11 protein-coding genes are annotated in these 15,790 nt (G+C 70.2%); 4 read left to right on the top strand and 7 right to left on the bottom strand.

Annotated features, from left to right (window positions below; all coding sequences use genetic code 11):
• The first annotated feature begins 491 nt into the window (after window positions 1-491).
• A complete protein-coding gene (locus ACFYWM_RS18665) occupies window positions 492-1,112 on the top strand; it encodes a protein-tyrosine phosphatase family protein (protein ID WP_389916197.1) in 621 nt (206 codons plus the stop codon).
• A 91-nt stretch (window positions 1,113-1,203) separates the two neighbouring features.
• Here ACFYWM_RS18665 and ACFYWM_RS18660 read toward each other — a convergent pair whose 3' ends face one another.
• The 6 genes from ACFYWM_RS18660 to ACFYWM_RS18635 form a co-directional block, all read right to left on the bottom strand.
• Complete coding sequence (locus tag ACFYWM_RS18660) at window positions 1,204-2,070, bottom strand: aldo/keto reductase (protein ID WP_389916195.1); 867 nt, start codon at window positions 2,068-2,070, stop codon at window positions 1,204-1,206.
• Between the two features lie 269 nt (window positions 2,071-2,339).
• Window positions 2,340-5,285: a glycoside hydrolase family 3 C-terminal domain-containing protein gene (locus tag ACFYWM_RS18655; protein WP_389916193.1), complete on the bottom strand. Its 2,946-nt coding sequence runs from the start codon at window positions 5,283-5,285 to the stop codon at window positions 2,340-2,342.
• Window positions 5,286-5,354: 69 nt separating this feature from the next.
• Window positions 5,355-6,170, bottom strand: a complete 816-nt coding sequence (locus ACFYWM_RS18650; RefSeq protein WP_389916191.1) for a carbohydrate ABC transporter permease — start codon at window positions 6,168-6,170, stop codon at window positions 5,355-5,357.
• The gene (locus ACFYWM_RS18645; protein ID WP_389916189.1) at window positions 6,167-7,060 is read right to left on the bottom strand and encodes a carbohydrate ABC transporter permease; all 894 of its coding nucleotides are present in this window, start codon (window positions 7,058-7,060) and stop codon (window positions 6,167-6,169) included. The genes ACFYWM_RS18650 and ACFYWM_RS18645 overlap by 4 nt, the downstream gene beginning before the upstream one ends.
• 64 nt (window positions 7,061-7,124) lie before the next feature.
• Entirely contained in the window at window positions 7,125-8,429 is a 1,305-nt protein-coding gene (locus ACFYWM_RS18640) for an ABC transporter substrate-binding protein (protein ID WP_389916187.1), read from the bottom strand.
• An 81-nt stretch (window positions 8,430-8,510) separates the two neighbouring features.
• The gene (locus ACFYWM_RS18635) at window positions 8,511-10,799 is read right to left on the bottom strand and encodes a TIM-barrel domain-containing protein (RefSeq protein WP_389916185.1); all 2,289 of its coding nucleotides are present in this window, start codon (window positions 10,797-10,799) and stop codon (window positions 8,511-8,513) included.
• Between the two features lie 226 nt (window positions 10,800-11,025).
• Here ACFYWM_RS18635 and ACFYWM_RS18630 point away from each other — a divergent pair, with 226 nt between their 5' ends.
• Window positions 11,026-13,101: a beta-galactosidase gene (locus tag ACFYWM_RS18630; RefSeq protein ID WP_389916183.1), complete on the top strand. Its 2,076-nt coding sequence runs from the start codon at window positions 11,026-11,028 to the stop codon at window positions 13,099-13,101.
• Between the two features lie 60 nt (window positions 13,102-13,161).
• On the opposite strand, the gene ACFYWM_RS18625 is transcribed toward ACFYWM_RS18630, so the two are convergent.
• A complete protein-coding gene (locus ACFYWM_RS18625; protein WP_389916181.1) occupies window positions 13,162-14,094 on the bottom strand; it encodes a serine/threonine-protein kinase in 933 nt (310 codons plus the stop codon).
• An 80-nt stretch (window positions 14,095-14,174) separates the two neighbouring features.
• Between ACFYWM_RS18625 and ACFYWM_RS18620 the strand changes: the two genes are divergently transcribed.
• Entirely contained in the window at window positions 14,175-15,038 is an 864-nt protein-coding gene (locus ACFYWM_RS18620; RefSeq protein ID WP_389916179.1) for a hypothetical protein, read from the top strand.
• On the top strand, window positions 14,966-15,739 hold the full coding sequence (locus ACFYWM_RS18615) for a serine/threonine-protein kinase (RefSeq protein WP_389916523.1): 774 nt from the start codon (window positions 14,966-14,968) through the stop codon (window positions 15,737-15,739). The genes ACFYWM_RS18620 and ACFYWM_RS18615 overlap by 73 nt, the downstream gene beginning before the upstream one ends.
• Window positions 15,740-15,790 lie beyond the last annotated feature (51 nt).

The following is a 15,790-nucleotide window of genomic DNA, read 5'->3' as shown; positions in this document are numbered from 1 at the left end:
CTGCCTTCTCGAAAACCTCTTAGTTCAGTTATAGGTTATCGGTGCGCCGGTTCGCAAGCAGTCTCACGAAAAATTCTCAGCCCCCCTCCGGCAGGCCACCGGTTCAGGCGGTCCGGCAGAGACACGGCCGGTACGGCGGCCTGCCTGGACGGCCTACGGGTGCCGAAGCCGTCGGATGCCGACCCTCGGCCCGGAGGCATGGGGTTTTCCACAGGGGTGAAAGGCGAAGTACCCCATTTCGCCGCGGGGCAGCCGTCCATAGTGTTGAGTCCCATGACGCGAACGCCGCCGGACGTGCCGGTGGCGATGGCCGTCGCGGCAGGCGGCCAGGGAGCCGGAGTACGCCCCGAGCCGGAGAGGATCGCGGGGAGCGAGGGGGACCGCCGCCGCTCTGGCGCGGGTCCACGACGGAACCCGGAGCCGGCCCCGAGTCCCGGTGAAAGACAGTCCCGGCGCAAGACAGTCCCGGCGCAAGACACAGGAAGGACCCCATGAGAGATTTCGAGGACGGCGCGACAGCCGGTGGGCCGGTGGGCGAGCCACCGCTCGCGGGCGCCTTCCGGCTGCCGGACGGCTCCTGGATCCGCGGACGCGGCCTGCGCCACCCCCTGCCCGAAGGGCCGGTGCCCGGCTTCGGCCTGTACCTCGGCTCCGACCGGCTCCGCCGTCGCCACGAGAGCGGGTTGCGTTGGCCTCACGAATGGATCCGGTGGCCCGACTTCCTGCTGCCCCACGACCACGACCTGGCCGTACGGCGGATCCGCGCGCTGCACGAGCGGGCGCGGGCGGGCATCGCGGTGGAGGTCGCCTGCGGGGGCGGCGTCGGGCGCACCGGCACGGTCATCGCCTGCCTCGCCGTCCTGGCCGGCCTCGACCCCGCCGGCGCGGTCACCTGGACGCGCGAGAACCACCACCACCGGGCCGTCGAGACCCCCTGGCAGCGCCGCTGGGTGCTGCGCTTCCCACCGTCCCTCCCCCCGGATCCGCGCGACCGGGACTTCGACCCCGGAACGTCCCTCCCCCCGGATCCGCACGACCGGAGCACCGACCCCCGGACGTCACGCCGACCGGATCCTCGCGACCGGGACGCCGGTCCCGAAACGTCGCGCTGAGCCGTGTCGCGGCCGGCGTGGCCCCGGTCCCGGCTCCCGTCAGACCTTTAAGGCCGCGACCCCGGGGATCCCCGAGATCCGAGGAATCCCCTCAGGCTCCCCTGCTCAGGGCGTCGAACTCGTCGTCGGTCAGCCGCACGGTCGCGGCGGCGACGTTGTCCTCCAGGTGGGCGACCGTCGAGGTGCCGGGGATGGGCAGCATCACCGGGGAGCGGCGCAGCAGCCAGGCCAGGGCGAGCTGCGACGGGGTGGCACCGTGCTCCTTGGCCGCCGCGGCGAGCGGGCCGCCCTCCGCCGCGAGCTTGCCGGTGGCGAGCGGGAACCAGGGGATGAAGGCGATGCCGTTGGCCTCGGAGTACTCCAGCAGCGGCTCGGCGTCACGGTGCGCGAGGTTGTAGAGGTTCTGCACCGAGACGATCGTCGCGGACTTGCCCGCCTCCTCGACGTCCTCGACGCTCACCTCGCTGAGGCCGATGTGCCGGATCTTGCCCTCCCGCTGCATCAGCGCGAGCTCCCCGACCTGGTCGGCGACGGGGACGGCCGGGTCGATGCGGTGCAGCTGCAGCAGGTCGATCCGCTCGACGCCGAGGTGGCGCAGGCTCAGCTCGACCTGCTGGCGCAGGTATTCGGGACGGCCGACCGGCGTCCAGATCCCGGGTCCCTGCCGGGTGAATCCCGCCTTGGTCGCGATGACCAGGTCGTCGGCGTAGGGGTGCAGCGCCTTCTTGATGAGCAGTTCCGCGACGAACGGGCCGTATGAGTCGGCGGTGTCGATGAGGTTCACGCCGAGCTCGACGGCCCTGCGCAGGACGCGGACGGCCTCCTCGGGATCGCGCGGGTCCCCCCACACCCCCTCGCCGGTGAGCTGCATCGACCCGTAGCCGAGACGGTTGACGGTGAGGTCGCCCCCGATGGAGAACTGTCCCGAAGCCTCGGCGGGACGAGTCGTGGTCGTCATGGTGCCTCCTGGAACTCGGTCTGGCGTTCATGATTCAAACAGCACGACAACGAGGCCGATTCCCCCTTATTCGCCCGTACGCGCAAACCTTCCGGCACATACCGGCAAAGCACCCTGAAGTCGGACGGGTTATGTGAGATCACCTGACACCGCCGATCGGCCCGTGGGTCGATCGTCTTTTTCGAGATCTCGCCCGTCCCGCGCCACCGGTGACCTCGCCGCGCGGCCCGCCCCCTTCCCAGAGGGGGCGGGCCGCGGGAGAGGAGACGTCAGCGGGTGAAGGTCACGTCCTTGATCCGCAGGGGGCCCCGGAAGACCAGGTAGACATCCTGGTCGCCACGTACGCCCGAGACGGGGGCGGTGGCCGTGGCCCACGAGTAGGGCCCGCCGGTGGCGGCCACCGGCACGGTCCCGGCGAGCCTGCCGGTCGGGGAGCCGAGGCGGATCTCGACGGAGGAGGCGGCGGTGGCCGCCACCCCGAGCCGCACGCCGGTGACCCCGGCGCGCAGGTCGGCGTCCTCGAAGGAGATCCACTCGCCCGCCGAGGCCCCGACCGCGTCGCCGCGGACCTTGGTCTCGTCGACCAGCTCGACGCCCGCGTAGTCGTCGAAGTCGGCGGCGCGGGTGGTCCGGGTGAGGTCGCGGGCCGGGACGCGCTCACCGTCCACCCGTACGGTCGCCCGCTGCCTGATCCGGTCGGAGGACGAGCCGACCATCACGTCGTGGGTGGACGGCTCCACCGCGAAGCGGCCCCTGGTCACGTCCCACAGCGCCAGGTCGGCGGTTTCGAGGGTGAACCTCACGACCTTCGACTCCCCGGGGGCGAGGCTCACCCGCTGGAAGCCGCGCAGCTGCCTGAGCGGCTGCTCCACGCGGGAGGTGTGCTGGCGGGTGTAGAGCTGGACGACCTCGTCGCCCGCCCGGGAGCCGGTGTTGGTGACGCGGACGCTCACCTCGTGCCCGTCCCCCTTCGCCACGGCCTTGAGACCCTGGTAGCCGAAGGTGGTGTAGCTCAGCCCGTGGCCGAAGGCGTAGAGCGGGCTCCGCCTGGAGTACAGGTAGGTCGAGCCGGTCTTGACGATGTCGTAGTCGAGGATGTCCGGCAGGGGCGTGCCGGCCCTGGGCCAGGTCTGGGTGAGGCGCCCTGCCGGGTTGGCGTCGCCGTACAGCAGGTCGGCCAGGGCGTGGCCGGTCTCGGCCCCGGCGTGGGTGGTCCACAGGATCGCCGGGACGCTGTCCTGGAGGCTGTCGATCGTGGTCGGGTAGCTGTTCTCCAGCACCACGACCGTGTTCGGGTTGGCCGCGCGCACCGCCTCCACGAGCGCCAGCTGTCCCTCGGCGAGGCCGAGGTCCGTCCGGTCGTGGTCCTCGCGGCCGTTGATGAACGGCATGCTGCCGACCACGACCACCGCCACGTCGGCGCTCCTCGCCGCCGCGGCGGCCTCGGCGACGCCGCTGCGCACGACCTCCTTCTCGAAGCGGGTGGCGTTCTCGGCGACGGTGAGGCCGAGCGTGCCGTCGGGGGCCGCCCTGACGTACCTGTCGGGGCCGAACCAGTCGTAGGCGGTCTCGTAGCCCGCGTAGCGCAGCAGCGTCGTGCCGTCGGCCTGCGCCTCCAGCTTGAACTGCTCCTGCACGAACCAGCCGGTGGGCTGCTCCTGGTTGTTGACCAGGGTGGACCAGTTGGCGCGGCTGACGTACCTGCCGTTGGCGACGCTGCGCAGGGTGACGATGCCCTGGCCCCAGTCGAAGACGTCGAACTGCTCGGTCGCGCCCGCCGAGGTCCCCGAGAGCCTCAGGTCCGCGCCCGCCCCGGTGCCCGCGGTGAGGTACCTGCCGCCGGACTTGAGCGCGATCCTGTCGACGCCCTCGGAGGTGACCGTCGCGGCCCGCTCCCCGATCCCGTCGAGCGGGGTGACCCGGTACGGGAGCCTGCCCGAGTACCAGTCGGTGTAGAGGGTGTCGGCGAGCGGGCCGACCACCGCGACCTTCTGCGAGGGACGCAGCGGCAGGGTGTTCCCGGAGTTCTTCAGCAGCACCGCCGCCTCGGCCGCGGTCCGCCGGGCGAGCCTCCGGTGCGCGGGGCTGTCGACCACGTCCTTGGTGATCTTCCCGTACGGGCCGCCGTCCGGGTCGAACTCGCCGAGCCGGAACCGGAGACCGAGGATGCGGCGGACGGCGGTGTCGAGGTCGGCCCGGGTGAGCAGCCCCCGGGCCAGCGCCTCGTTCACCGCGGCCACCGTCGGGGCGCCGTCGGTGTTGTCCACCGTGAAGCTCTCGACGCCCGCCTTGAGCATGGCGGCGGCGCCTTCCGCCTTGGTGGCGAAGTAGCCCTGGGAGCCGGTCAGGTTGTTGGGCCCCCCGGCGTCGGAGACGTTGAACACCGGCCGGTCCGACCAGGCCCTCACGGTGGAGTTCAGGTCGGTGACCGTGGCGGGCCGCCCGTTGACCAGGTTGTACGACGTCATCACACCGGTGGCCGCGCCCGCCTCCAGCGCCGTCCGGTACGCCGGGTACTCGTACTCGTGCAGCACGCGCGGGCGCAGACTGGAGGAGGTCGTGTCGCGGCGGACCTCGTTGTTGTTGCCCAGGAAGTGCTTGAGCACCGGCGCGGCCCGCAGGTGGTCCGGGTCGTCGCCCTGGATGCCCGAGCCGTACGCGGTGGAGATCGCGCCGGTGAGCAGCGGGTCCTCGGAGTAGCCCTCCTCGTTGCGGCCCCAGCGGGGGTCGCGCAGCGGGTTGACCACCGGCGCCCACAGCTGCAGGCCCCAAAGGCGGGGGTTCTCCGCGTGGTAGCCCCTGGCCTCCTCCCCGACGGCCGTGCCGACCTTCTTGACCAGGTCGGGGTTCCAGGTGCTGGCCAGGCCGACGGCCTGCGGGAACACGGTCCCCTCCGCCGTCACGACGTTCCCGCCGTTGTCGATGTCGGTGGACCAGGCGACGCCGTGCAGCGCCTCGGTGCCGGTCTTGAACAGCCCGATGCCGAGCCGCTCCACCGCGGGCTGGTACTGGTGGAGCCAGGAGACCTTCTCCGCCGTGGTGAGGCGGCCGAGCAGGTCGTCGACGCGCCGGTCCAGTGGGAGCGAGGGGTCACGGAAGGGGTGTTCGTGGACCGTGTGGGCGGGATCGTGGGCCGCGTGCACGGGGGCCGCGCACAGTCCCAGGGTGAGGGCCGTCGCGGCGACCGCCGCGACGGACTTGACGGATAACGACATTTCGCCTCCAGGTCAGGGGGAGTCGAAGGTCAGGGAGTCGAAGGTCAGGAAGGTCGAAGGTCAGGAAGGTCACTTGACGGCGCCGACGGTCACGCCGCGGGTCAGCGTGCGCTGGAAGATGAGGAAGAAGACGACCGCCGGGAGGATGCCGAGCAGCGCCGAGGCGCTGGACATCGTCGCGTCCATCATCTTGTCCCCCTGCAGCACCCCCAGCGCGACCGGGACGGTCTGGTTCTCGTTGGAGACGAGGAAGACCAGCGGCAGGAAGAACTCGTTCCAGGTCCAGATGAAGAAGAAGACGAGCAGCACGCTCAGCGTCGGCCTGCTGATCGGCACGACGACCCGCCACAGGGCCCGCCACTTCCCCGCCCCGTCGAGGGCCGCGGCCTCCAGGATCTCGCGCGGGAAGCGGCCGAGCACCGAGGCGAGCAGGTACGTCCCGAAGGCGCTCTGGATCACCGTGAAGATGATGATCACCCCGAGCCGGGTGTCGTAGAGGCCGGCCTGCTTGGCCAGGTAGTACAGCGGGTAGACCAGCGCCTCCTGCGGCAGCGTGTTGGCCACCAGGAAGAGGACGAGGATCCACGTCCGGCCGCGTACCCTGCCGATGCCGAGCGCGTAGGCGTTGAGCACCGACAGCACCGTGGCGAGCACCGCGACCGAGCCGCTGATCAGCAGGCTGTTCCAGAGCTTGCCGCCGAAGTCGACCCTGTTCCAGAACTCGACGATCCCGTCGAGGTAGAGCTCCGAGGGCAGGCTGAGCGGCCCGCCCGAGGAGTAGTCGGCCGGGGACTTCAGCGCGTTGAGCGTGACGACGGCGAACGGCACCAGCATCACGACGGCCAGCACGACCAGCGAGACCAGGACCGAGTATTTCCGGATCACGATTCCCCGTCCCGGTCCTGGACCCGCAGGAAGAACACCGTCACCGCGACGATCACGAGGGTGAGCACGGTGGCGATCGCCGCGCCGTACCCGACGTTGGCCTTCTCGAAGAAGTTCTGGTAGCTGAAGTACGACGGCACGAGCGTGGCCCCGCCCGGACCGCCCCTGGTGAGCACGAAGATCGGCCCGAAGACCTTGAGCGCGGCGATCGTGCAGGTCAGCAGGACCACGTAGATCTCCGGCCGGATCTGCGGGATCGTGATGTGCCGGAACCTGCGCCACCACGACGCGCCGTCCATCTCGGCGGCCTCGTACAGGGTGGGATCGACCCGTTGCAGCCCGGCCATGAAGATGACGACCGGGTAGCCGATCTGGAACCACACCATGATCGCCATCACGCTCGGCAGCGCCCAGTCCGGGTCGCCGAGCCAGTTCCTCGGCTCCATCCCCAGCACCCCGAGCAGCTCGTTGAGCGCCCCGAAGCGCGGGTGCATGATCCAGCCCCAGACGATCCCGGCGACCGCGACCGGAAGCACCTGCGGCAGGTAGTACGCGGCCCGCAGCGCCCCGGCCGCCCGGGGGCCGAACCTCCTGCCCACGTGGTCGAACAGGGTCGCCGCGAGGACCAGGCCGATGAGTGCCGGCACGACCGCCATCGCGACGATCAGCGCGACGTTGTTGCGGAAGGAGGTCCAGAACCGCGCGTCGGCCGCGAGCCTCACGTAGTTGTCCAGCCCGATCCACCGCGGGTCGCCGATCCCCTGCCACCGGGTGAACCCGATCCCGACGTTCATCAGGAACGGCACCGCGACGACCGCGGTGAACAGCACGGCGCTCGGCAGCAGGAACACCCGGTACCCGCGGTCGCGAGACCCGCGAGACCTCTGCATCGGAGGTCTCCTCTCTGTCTCTCCGTACGTACGCCCCGTGCCGTGTCAGGTCGCGAGAAGGGGGTCAGTTGCCGAGGTCGGCGAGGTTCTCCTCGTACGGCGCGGCGATCTCGTCCAGGACCTGGTCGGAGGTCTTGGTGCCGTTGATGAGGTTCTGCACGCCCGACACGAGCACGTCGTAGTAGCCGGGCGCCGGCCAGTCGGGGTAGAAGGCGAGCCCGTCGGAGGTCGAGAGCGTGTTGAAGTTCTCGATCAGCTCCTTGCTCTTCCCGTCGGTGATCGCGGCGGTGTCGGCGGCCACCGGGATGCCGCCGGAGTTGCCGAGCAGGTTCTGGATGTCCTTGCTCATCGTGATGTCGATGAAGTCGTAGGCGAGGTCCTTGTTCTTCGCGCTCTCCGGGACGACCCAGATGTTGCCGCTGGACCCGGCGCTCATCGTGTTGCCCGGCCACAGGAACGAGCCCCACTCGAAGTCCTTGATCTCGCTCGCGAATCGGCCGTACCACCAGCTGCCCGAGACCAGGATCGGATACTCGCCGCCGATGAAGGACACCCCCATGTCCTCGGCCTTGATCCCGGCGGAGTCCTTGCCGATGTAGCCCTTCTTGACCCAGTCGGCGACGGTGTCGGCCGCGTACCTGAACTCGGGGCCCTTGAAGTCGACCTTGCCCTTGTAGAGCTGGAAGGCGTCCACCCACGGCCGCTGCGCCCTGCTCAGCGCGAGCTGGTAGAAGATCTGCTGCGCGGGATACTCGGCGCCGCCGACGGCGAGGGGGGTGGTCCCGGCCTTGGCGAACGTGTCGAGCGCGGCGGTGAACTCCTCGAAGGTGGCGGGCACCTTCACTCCCGCCTTCTCGAACGCGTCCTTGTTGTAGTAGACCATCACGTACTCGGCGTAGTTGGGGACGCCGTACCACTTGCCCGCGCCCATGACGCCGCGCTCGTCGTACCGCGCGGTCGTCTGGATCGAGGGGCTGAGCAGCTTGTCCCAGCCCCGCTTTGTCACCTCGGGGGTGAGGTCGGTGAGCAGGCCCTGCTTCGACAGCAGGCCGGCCGAGGCGTTGCCCTTGTTGTACTCCATCACGTCGGGGGCCTCGTCCGAGTTGAGGATCATCCCCGCCGACTGGCGGATCTGCTCGAACGCCTTCTCCTCGAACTTCACCGTCACGCCGGGGTGCGTGGCCTGGAACCGCTTGACGGCCTCGGCCCAGGCCTTGCCCATCGCGCTGTCGGCGCCCTCGTAGTGCCAGAGCTTCAGGACGCGGGGAGCGCCCGCGGCGGGCGCCTCCGCGACCTTCTCGGTGCCGCCGCAGGCGACGAGCGCCGCGAGCGCGGCCACCAGGGCGACACCCGCCTTGAGGTTGAGCATGGCTCTTCTCCTAGATGGTTCTTCTCCTGGACGGCTCGTCTCCTGGACGGTCCTTCTCCCGGACGGTGGTGACGGCGACTCCTAGACGGTGGTGACGACGACCGGGACGTCTGACCCCACCTGCTCGACGCCCGCGATCCGCGCGCTCCCCGAGACGGTCACCCGCAGCCCCTCCCCGTCGGGGGTCGCGGTGATCGTGGTGTCCCCGTCGAGGTCGGAGACGACCGTGTGTCCCCCGCGTGCGCCGTACACGACCAGGGTGATCTCCCCGAACGGCCCGTCCCCGACGGTCCCGCCCGGGTCGGCGAGGACGGGGACGATCGCGCCGCGCCGGGCGAAGAGCGGGACGCGGTCCAGCGGCGTGGCGACCGTGACGTACCGGCCGCCGGGCAGGACCTCGCCCGTCCAGTGGTCCACCCACTCCCCTCGCGGCAGGTAGACCCTCCTGACCTGCTCCGGCGAGGTCATCGGCGCCACCAGCAGGTCGCGGCCGAGGAGGTACTGCAGGTCGGCCTGCCAGGCCACCGGGTCGTCCGGATAGTCGACGCACAGTGCCCGCATCATCGGCGCCCCGGTCCTCGCCGCCTCGACGGCCGCCGTGTAGATGTACGGCATGAGCCGGTAGCGCAGCCGCAGCGCCTCGACCGCCTCCGCCTCGACCTCGGGGAACTCCCACGGCTCCCGGCTGGTGGTGCCGTGCAGGCGCAGCAGCGGGGAGAGCGCGCCGAACTGGGTCCACCTGACGTACAGGTCGTCGGTGGGCCTGCCGGTGAACCCGCCCGCGTCGTGGCTCCAGAACGGGACCCCGGACAGCCCGTGCGCCAGCCCGCCGCGCAGCGTGCTGCCCATCGCGGCGTAGCTGGTGTAGGTGTCGCCGCTCCACTGCGCCGAGTGCCGCTGCCCGCCGAGGAACGACGAGCGCGCCCACACCATGCCGTGCCCGGCGACCTCCCGGGTCACCTCGGATACGGCGTCGTTGAACAGCAGCGTGTAGACGTTGTGCAGGTCGGTGCCCGACATGCCGTTGGCCGCGACCGCGTCGTGCGGGACTCCCTCGGCGAAGTCGGTCTTGAAGACCTGGACGCCCTGCTCCAGCAGCGGGCGGAGCAGCCCCTTGAACCACTCCACGGCGGCGGGGTTGGTGAGGTCGACGATGCCGCAGGCCGGGTAGGAGCCGTGCCAGCAGTCGGCCACGTAGACCTCACCATCAGCCTTTTTCAGGAAATATCCGCTTTCGGCGGCGGGGCGGAAGGCCGGGCTAAGATGGGAGATGTACGGGTTCATCCACAGGCAGACCTTGAAGCCCATCGCGTCCAGCTCGGCCAGCATCCCGGCGGGGTCGGGGAAGCCCTCCGCGTCCCAGCGCATGTCCGACCAGTGCCCGTCCGTCTGCCAGTACGTGTCCAGGTGGAGCACGTCGCACGGGATCCCCCGCTCGCGGATTCGCCGCGCCCTCGCCATCACCCGCTCCTGGGTGTCGACGAAGAACCCCGAGGAGATCCAGGTGCCGAACGCCCACTTCGGCGGGAGCAACGGGCGGCAGGTCAGCAGGTCGTAGCGGCCCAGCACCTCCGACGGGGTGGGCCCGGCGATCACGTAGTAGTCGATCAGGTCGTCCGGGACCACGATCTGCACGCAGCTGTGCGTCGACTGGCACACGTCGAACTCCACCGGCGTCCCGCTGTCCACCAGCACCCCGTAACCCCTGCTGGACAGGTAGAACGGGATGTTCTTGTACGCCCGCTGCGACTCGGCGCCGAACGCGTCGAAGTTCCACATCACCGGCCGCTGGCCGCGCTTGTCGAGCCGGGTGAACGACTCGCCGAACCCGCCGAACGCCTCGTCGGAGGGGGCGGCGAAGCTCTCGTGGTATCCGGCCACCGCGCCGTCCACGCTGGAGCGGCCGAACGGCAGCGTGCGCAACCGGCCGCTGATGTCGGTGTGCCCCCGGTCCTGCTCCAGCAGCGGCGCCCCGCCCGCGTCGGTGAACCTCAGGTGCCAGGGCGCCAGGGTGATCTCCGCGCGGAGCGAGCCCGCGTCGAGCAGGATCCTCCCGTCGCGGCTCTTCACCCGTGCCCCCGCGAACGTGCCCGGCGTGACCATGGAGATCGCGGCGGCCGACCTGGTCCGCGCGTCCGCGTCCTCCCCGAGCCTGACCCGGATCACGCCCTCGCCCGCCACGCCCACCTGGACCAGGAGCGTCTCCTCCGCCGAGGTCATCGCCTTCAGCAGCACCCCGGCCCCGTCGGAGGCCACCGGCTCCGCCGAGATCAGCGCCGACAGCCCCTCCTCGCCGTGCGCGCGGACGGGCAGCTCCGGCGGATCGGCGACGAAGTACTCGTGCGCGACCAGCGGGGGGCGGTAGGGCATGGGAACTCCAGCGCTCGGGCTTCCGTTTGCTGAATTAGTTTTACGTTCAAACCAACAAACGTCAATGCTCTTCCTTGGCGGGAGCCACCCCCGGGAAGTCGCACCTTGACAAGCGGCCGGAGGCCCGGAGCGGACGGGGTTCCCCCGCCCAGGGAAGGCCCCCTTGAGCCCGGCCCACGCCGGATGGATAATTAGTTTGGATTCCATCCAAATAAGGGGGGCGGCCGTGGACTGGCCTGGGCGGTTCGGCGGGCTGTGCCACGGCGGGGACTACAACCCCGAGCAGTGGCCGGAGGAGGTCTGGAAGGAGGACGTCGCGCTGATGCGGCGGGCCGGGGTGAACCTGGTCAGCGTCGGGGTGTTCTCCTGGGCCCGGCTGGAGCCGTCACCGGGCGTCCACGACTTCGGGTGGCTCGACCGCGTCCTCGGCCTGCTGCACGACGGCGGGATCGGGGTCAACCTCGCCACCCCGACCGCCTCCCCGCCCCCCTGGTTCGGCCTCGCCCACCCCGACGCCCTCACCGTCACCCCCGACGGCACCCGGCTCACCCACGGCAGCCGCGACACCTACTGCGTGCACGCCCCCGCCTACCGCGCCGCCTCCGTCCGCATCGCCCGCGCCCTCGCCGAGCGCTACCGCGACCACCCCGCGCTCGCCATGTGGCACGTCCACAACGAGTACGGCACCGCCTGCCACTGCGAGCACGCCGCCTCGGCCTTCAGGACCTGGCTGCGCGCGCGGCACGGCACCCTGGACGCGCTGAACGACGCCTGGACCACCTCGTTCTGGAGCCAGCACTACTCCGCGTGGGAACAGATCACCCCGCCGCGCGCCACCCAGTACCTGCCCAACCCCTCCCAGGTCCTCGACTTCCGCCGGTTCGTCTCCGACGCGACGCTCGGCCACTTCCGCGAGCAGAGGGCCGTGCTGCGCGAGCTCACCCCGGAGGTCCCGGTCACCACGAACTTCGTCCTCGGCGACTGGGTGCCGGTGAACCACCGCCACTGGGCGGCCGAGGTCGACCTCGTCGCGATCGACCACTACCCGTCGTCCGACCCGCCCGCCGAGACCGCCTTCGCCGCCGACCTCGCCCGAGGCTGGGCCTCGTCCCCCGCGCGGAGCCCAACCGCGGACCCGGGCCCGGCCCCGGAGCACAACCCGACCGCGGACCCGGCCCTTGAGCCTGCCTCCAAACCCTGGCTGCTGATGGAACAGGCCGTGGTCACCTACACCGGCCCCCGGATGCTCGCCAAGCGTCCCGGTGAGATCACCAGGCTGAGCCTGTCGCACATCGCGCGAGGCTCCCGAGGGGCCATGTTCTTCCAGTGGCGAGCCTCCCGGGGCGGCGCCGAGCTCTGGCACGGCGGCATGGTCCCCCACGCCGGACCCGACTCGCGGATCTTCCGCGAGATCTGCGAGCTGGGCGCGCTCCTGCCCTCCCTGACGGACGCCTGCGCGGCCCCCGTCGAGGCCGGGGCCGCGATCCTCTGGGACGCCGAGGCGGGCTGGGCGCTCCAGTCCCCCGGCCTGCCCTCCACCGAGCTGAACTACGCCGAGACCGTACGCCAGGCCCACCGGGTGCTCTACCGGCACGGCGTCACCGCCGACCTCGTCCACCCCTCGGCCGACCTGTCGTCGTACCCGATCGTGCTCGTCCCCGCCCTGTACCTCATCTCGGACGCCGACGCCGACAACCTGCGCCACTACGTCTCCGGCGGCGGCACCCTCGTGGTCTCCTACCTCAGCGGCGTCGCCGACGAACACGCCCGCGTCCGCCTCGGCGGCCACCCCGGCGCCCTCCGCGACCTCCTCGGCATCAGGGTCGAGGAGTTCCACCCCCTCCCCCCCGAAATCACCCTCACCCTGTCCGCTCCCGACGTCTCCGCCTCCCGGAGCACCTCCCCCCGGGCCGAACTACCCGCACGTCCCCCGACCGGCGAGGCGACGTTCCCCGGTGACCGGCCAGAGACCGGCACCTTCTGGAGCGAACACGTTCACCTGGAGGGCGCCGAGGCAGTGGCCGTCTACACCGGCCCGCACACCCTCGGCACCCCCCTCTCCGGCCAACCCGCCATCACCCGCCACCCGTACGGCTCAGGAACGGCCCTCTACATCTCCACCCACCTGACCGACGACGCCTACGCCCACCTGCTCGGCCTCTCCCCAGCCCCCGTGGAGCTCGTACGACGCGGCGACTGGCTCTTCGCCATCAACCACGGCGACGAGGAACAGCAGGTCAAGGGCCTATACCTACCTCCCGGCGGCTTCGCCGTACGAACACGCTCCAACCTGGAACCTTGACTATGGCCGCGGGCCACGGCGCACTGGGGGCAGACTCCGCCGCCCCCTGACCGTGTACGGCTATGCCGTGACGCGGGACAGGACACGGGCGTACATGCGGGCAGGGCTCGGCGCCCTGCCGTGAGCCGGATCGTCGACGTAACCGAGCAGTGGCGGCACGTCTCGGCAAAACGGGATCAGGAGGTCGAAGACCTCTCGTGCGGTGGATGGCCGTGCGCTGGCCGACTTGGCGAGCAGCGCCAGGACGAGCCGCTCCAGCTCCGCGGGGACACCCGGCCTCCTGAGCCGGACGGGAGCCGGCGGGCGATGGGCATGGTTGTAGGCGGACTCCTGTGGAGTCCGCCCGGCGAACTGGTTCGTACCCGCGAGCATCTCGTCGAGAATCACCCCCAGGGCGTACAGGTCGGTACGCGCGTCGACGGGTTCGTCCTTCACCTGCTCGGGGGAGAAGTAGGCAGCCGTGCCCATGACCATGCCTGTCTGGGTGAGCTTCGTGGTGGTCGACAACAGCACGGCGGCAAGCCCGAAGTCCAGCACCTTCACCCCGCCGTCGGGCTCCAGAATCAGGTTGCCCGGTTTCAGGTCCCGATGGACCAGCCCCTTCTCGTGCGCTGCCGCGAGCACGGAACAGACTCCGGCGGCGATGACGGCGGCCCAGGCGACGGGGATCTCGGTTTCGTCGATCAACGCGTCGACCGGACAGCCTTCGACCCGCTGCATGACCAGGAAAAGCTCCTTTCCCTCCTTTCCACAGTCGTACACGGCGGGTATCCCCGGGTGGCCGAGCGACGCGGTGATCCGGCATTCGCGCACGAATCGGAGCATCAGTTCCTTGTCCGAGCCGCCGCCGAAAAGCCTGTCGGTCCTGACGAACTTCACCGCGACCGGACGGCGCAGCTCGATGTCGTGACCGAACCAGACCTCGCCCATGCCTCCACGTCGCCGCGACAGCGGATCGAGACGGTAACGGCCACAGAGGATCTTTTCCCGCATTCGACACCTTCCATGAGTCTGCTGAAGCTCACCGGATATTGGGGCATCATGACCACTCCGCAGTCTCTACGATTCGCTGCATGCCCAGCAGCGGACAGCCCGAGCCCGCCCACGTTCGCCGCCCGTTGGTGGACGCCCTCAGCTTCGTATGGGCGATCGTGCCAATCGTCTCCTTCGGCTTCGCCACCTCGCTCGTCTTCGCGTTCGCCGCGTACCGGATGCGAAGCCGCGCCGTGGCCATCGCGGCTGCCTGCTATCTCGCCGTCCCGGTCACGCTGATCGTCACGGCTCCGATCCGGGACTTCGCCACCGACGACTGGCAGAACCAGGTGGCGTTGTGGACCTGGGTGGCCGGCCCATGGTTCGGCGGTACCGTGTACGCGCTCATCATCCGCAGGCGCGTGTTCCCGCTCGGGCCCACCGGTCCTCAGACCATGAGGTCGAGTTCGTGGAACCCTTGGCGGGACTCCGTGCCCCCGCTGAGGAATACGCCTACTCGCCCGCTCGCCGGCCCGGCGGGAATCGCGGTTCCCCTGAGCTACGTGTGGGCACTCGTGCCCCTGCTGACGCTGGGTTTCGCCACCTGCTTGACCATCGGGTCCGCAGCGGTACGGCTCCGCAGTCGGACGCAGGGCATGGCCGCGGCCGGTTATGTGCTGCTGCTGGCGGTCTTCGTCGTGAGCAACGAGCCGATCCGCGCCTTGACCATCACTGACTGGAGAGCGCAGGCCGTCTTCTGGGGGTGGTCGCTGACGTCCTGGTGGGGAGGCACTTTCCATGCCTTCTACCTGAGGCAGGCCGTCTTCACACGACGTCGAATCGCGCGCCCCATCTCAGTCGACTCACGTATAGGCGTGATCGGCCCTTATCAATTACTGTCCCAACTGGGGCAGGGCGGACAGGGCACCGTGTATCTCGACTCGCCCCGAACGGCGCGCGAGTAGCGGTCAAGGTGCTCCATGCCTCCCCGGACGTTTGGAGCGGGGAACACACGAAATTCCTCCGTGAGGTCGAGGTCGCCAAGCGCGTGCCTTCCTTCGCGACCGCTCCGGTCCTGGACGTGGGAACGGAAGGCGATGTCGCCTACATCGTCAGTGAATACGTGGACGGACCGTCGTTGGAGACACTCGTCCGAGGCGGAGACCCGATGGGTCCGGACAGCCTGACCCGGCTGGCGCTCTGGACGGCTACGGCTCTGCGGGGAATCCACAGCGCGGGTGTCGTTCACCGCGATTTCAAGCCGGCCAACGTCCTGCTGGCCACCGACGGGCCGCGCGTCATCGACTTCGGGATCTCCAAAGCCCTGGATCATTTACGGACCACCACGCAGGGGATCCAGGGCACCCCGATTTACATGTCTCCCGAACAGGTCTCCGGGCAAGCCGTGGGCCCGGCGTCGGATGTCTTCAGCTGGGCGGCGACAATGTACTTCGCCGCCACAGGCCGTTCCCCCTTCGACGCCTCCACGGCCCCCGCAGTCTTCTACAAGGTGATGCACCATCAGCCAGACCTGTCCGTGCTTCCGCCCGCGCTGCGCCCGCATCTGGCACGCTGCTTCAGTCGAAACCCCGCGTACCGGCCGCAGGCCATGGAACTGGTGATGGCCATCTCCGGTGGAGGGACCGGCACCGCCGGGAAAGCCTGAGCCGCATGTGCGACTCCTACGGAACCTTCCCCGAGAGCCGTCCCCCCGCGA

The organism is Streptosporangium sp. NPDC002721, assembly GCF_042888905.1.
Lineage (GTDB): Bacteria > Actinomycetota > Actinomycetes > Streptosporangiales > Streptosporangiaceae > Streptosporangium.
This window is presented reverse-complemented; position numbering and strand designations above follow the sequence as displayed.

Bases quoted from the DNA above. Each gene is read 5' to 3' on its own strand.
- ACFYWM_RS18655 (WP_389916193.1), bottom strand. From the start codon at position 5,285: ATGTCGTTATCCGTCAAGTCCGTCGCGGCGGTCGCCGCGACGGCCCTC.
- ACFYWM_RS18625 (WP_389916181.1), bottom strand. From the start codon at position 14,094: ATGCGGGAAAAGATCCTCTGTGGCCGTTACCGTCTCGATCCGCTGTCG.
- ACFYWM_RS18640 (WP_389916187.1), bottom strand. From the start codon at position 8,429: ATGCTCAACCTCAAGGCGGGTGTCGCCCTGGTGGCCGCGCTCGCGGCG.
- ACFYWM_RS18665 (WP_389916197.1), top strand. From the start codon at position 492: ATGAGAGATTTCGAGGACGGCGCGACAGCCGGTGGGCCGGTGGGCGAG.
- ACFYWM_RS18635 (WP_389916185.1), bottom strand. From the start codon at position 10,799: ATGCCCTACCGCCCCCCGCTGGTCGCGCACGAGTACTTCGTCGCCGAT.
- ACFYWM_RS18660 (WP_389916195.1), bottom strand. From the start codon at position 2,070: ATGACGACCACGACTCGTCCCGCCGAGGCTTCGGGACAGTTCTCCATC.
- ACFYWM_RS18645 (WP_389916189.1), bottom strand. From the start codon at position 7,060: ATGCAGAGGTCTCGCGGGTCTCGCGACCGCGGGTACCGGGTGTTCCTG.
- ACFYWM_RS18620 (WP_389916179.1), top strand. From the start codon at position 14,175: ATGCCCAGCAGCGGACAGCCCGAGCCCGCCCACGTTCGCCGCCCGTTG.